This is a genomic window from Tateyamaria sp. (genome assembly GCF_039940735.1).
Lineage (GTDB): Bacteria > Pseudomonadota > Alphaproteobacteria > Rhodobacterales > Rhodobacteraceae > Tateyamaria.
In genome coordinates this window covers 1-2226 of the sequence record NZ_JBDVGB010000079.1, presented here as the reverse complement: position 1 = coordinate 2226, position 2226 = coordinate 1, and the positions used below count along the sequence as shown (strand labels likewise).

Below are 2226 nucleotides of genomic sequence, written 5' to 3'. Positions count from 1 at the left end.
CATCCCAGCTGGGATGCGGCCCTCTCAATTAGATTAAACCGGTTCTTCTTAACCGCGGGCGCGGCCGACCAGTTTCCAAGCAGCAGGCAAGACCAAAGCCGCCAGCGCCAATTTCAACGCATCACCAACCAGAAATGGCGTCAGGCCCCAAGCCAAAATCGGCTTGTCCCAACCAAAAAGCTGACCCAGCCACAACAGGCCAGGCACATAAATCAGCACTGTGCCAATCAACATCGCCAAGGCCATCCAAAGAACCGAACGGTCCCAACCTCGTTGCGCCAAAGCACCAAGCGCCAGTGTCGCCAGCACGTAACCAACCAAATAGCCGCCTGTGCCGCCCATCATGTATGTCAGCCCAGCCGCCTCGGCCGAAGATCCCGCAAACACGTCAAATCCAAGGGCACCGACCAGCATGTAACCAATAATGGTCACTAGGCCCAATCGCGCGCCATAAGCTGCACCAATTGTAAGGACCGCGAACGTGCCCATCGTGATCGGAACAGGCCACATCGGCACCTTAATCTTGGCAGCGATTGCAAGCAGCAGCACACCGGCTACAACCAAGGCCGCTTGCTTTAGACGCAGCGCGTTGCCTTCATTTGCGCCAAGAACGTCACTCAGCACCTTGTTATTCCACGTCGTGTCCATAAATCTTACCTCGTGTTGTCATCAGAAGTTGCCGACTTGTGCCAAGCGGCGCCGATTTCTGCAAGCGCAAAGGGCTGCAAAGCCTTTTGTGCTGTGTGAATCACTGTGCGCGACAATAGGTGCTGCGCATCACATAATCCTTGCGTGGTCCGTGCACCGCATAAGAAACAGTGAACGTCGGCCAGCCCTCAAAGTCATATTCGACGCCATAGGTGTCCGGATCGCAAAAATGGGTCGCCGTTCCTCCGCAAGCGGGGACGCGGTGAAAAAACCGACCATCATCGAAATAGACCGATAGATCTTGCCCCCACACATATCGCCGCTCTGCTGTCATGGGGGTTGCACCGGGCATCGTTAAAACACCAGTTTCGGCATATTCCGCCCCAGTCGCCGTTGGCGTCCAAACGCCCTGCCCTGCAAATTCAGCGGACGGCCCATGTGCCGGAACGATTTTGCGCGCGATGTCCCAAGCACCGATAAAATCTGCAAGGCACCGTTCAATCGACATAAACGCCCTCGGTCACATCGCCCGCCTTGCCCACAAAGCGCAAAGCATCACCCTGTCGTTCAAGCCCGTAGCACGCCCACAAATCTTGCGGCGGCCACTGGCTGCAATACTGATCGCCTTGAACCCGCCAATTCCCCCAACTGTCGCGCCCGCCAAACACGTAAAGCGTCTTGCCCGAAGCGCGGAAATCTTGCTGTGCCTTTTCATAGGCCAAGGTCCGCCCGGTCAGCGCGTCCGAAATTTCGGGACCTTTCAGCGCAATCCAATCGGCCAACGCCCCGTTGGGTGCAAAAATCAAAAACATAAGTGCTATGCGTTTCATATCCGGGCCTTCATCTTGTCGTTCATAGCCGCGCAGTCTAAGAGCGCGTTAAATTTATGTACTCCACGCGCATCACAGGCGCGACTTAAAACGCGCACCTCTGGTGTGACTTAAAAAAGGTGACCAACAAAATGATCCCACGTTATTCCCGCCCCGACATGGTCGCTATTTGGGAACCTGCCACAAAGTTCCGCATCTGGTACGAGATCGAAGCACACGCCTGCGACGCCATGGCCAACATTGGCATGATCCCGCGTGAGAATGCCGATGCGGTCTGGAAAGCCAAAGATGTGGAATTTGACGTGGCCCGCATCGACGAGATCGAAGCCATCACCAAACATGACGTGATCGCATTTCTCACACACCTTGCCGAACATGTCGGTTCAGACGAAGCGCGCTTTGTGCACCAAGGCATGACATCGTCGGACGTACTCGACACGTGCTTCAACGTGCAGCTGACCCGTGCCGCCGATATCCTGATCGCAGATATGGGCCTATTGCTGGCCGCCCTGAAACGCCGCGCGATTGAACACAAAGACACCGTACGTGTCGGGCGCAGCCACGGCATTCACGCAGAACCAACAACAATGGGCCTGACGTTCGCGCGTTTTTATGCCGAAATGGACCGCAACCTGACCCGCCTTAAAACCGCCCGCGCTGAAATCGCAACGGGTGCAATTTCGGGCGCTGTCGGGACCTTTGCCAATATCGATCCCGCAGTCGAAGACCACGTCTGCGCCAAACTTGG

Annotated in this window: 4 protein-coding genes; 1 reads left to right on the top strand and 3 read right to left on the bottom strand. The window is 56.0% G+C overall.

The window, feature by feature from the left end:
* Positions 1-48 precede the first annotated feature (48 nt).
* From ABJF76_RS16640 to ABJF76_RS16630, 3 genes are all read right to left on the bottom strand, one after another.
* On the bottom strand, positions 49-648 hold the full coding sequence (locus tag ABJF76_RS16640) for a biotin transporter BioY (protein ID WP_413819395.1): 600 nt from the start codon (positions 646-648) through the stop codon (positions 49-51).
* 100 nt (positions 649-748) lie between these two features.
* A complete protein-coding gene (locus tag ABJF76_RS16635; protein WP_413819396.1) occupies positions 749-1156 on the bottom strand; it encodes a DUF6314 family protein in 408 nt (135 codons plus the stop codon).
* On the bottom strand, positions 1146-1478 hold the full coding sequence (locus tag ABJF76_RS16630) for a hypothetical protein (protein WP_413819397.1): 333 nt from the start codon (positions 1476-1478) through the stop codon (positions 1146-1148). Before ABJF76_RS16630 ends, ABJF76_RS16635 begins: the two co-directional genes overlap by 11 nt.
* A gap of 131 nt (positions 1479-1609) precedes the next feature.
* Between ABJF76_RS16630 and ABJF76_RS16625 the strand changes: the two genes are divergently transcribed.
* Positions 1610-2226, top strand: a 617-nt coding sequence (locus ABJF76_RS16625; protein WP_413822623.1) for a lyase family protein, incomplete at its 3' end; no start/stop codon positions are given.

Bases quoted from the DNA above. Each gene is read 5' to 3' on its own strand.
- ABJF76_RS16640 (WP_413819395.1), bottom strand. From the start codon at position 648: ATGGACACGACGTGGAATAACAAGGTGCTGAGTGACGTTCTTGGCGCA.
- ABJF76_RS16635 (WP_413819396.1), bottom strand. From the start codon at position 1,156: ATGTCGATTGAACGGTGCCTTGCAGATTTTATCGGTGCTTGGGACATC.
- ABJF76_RS16630 (WP_413819397.1), bottom strand. From the start codon at position 1,478: ATGAAACGCATAGCACTTATGTTTTTGATTTTTGCACCCAACGGGGCG.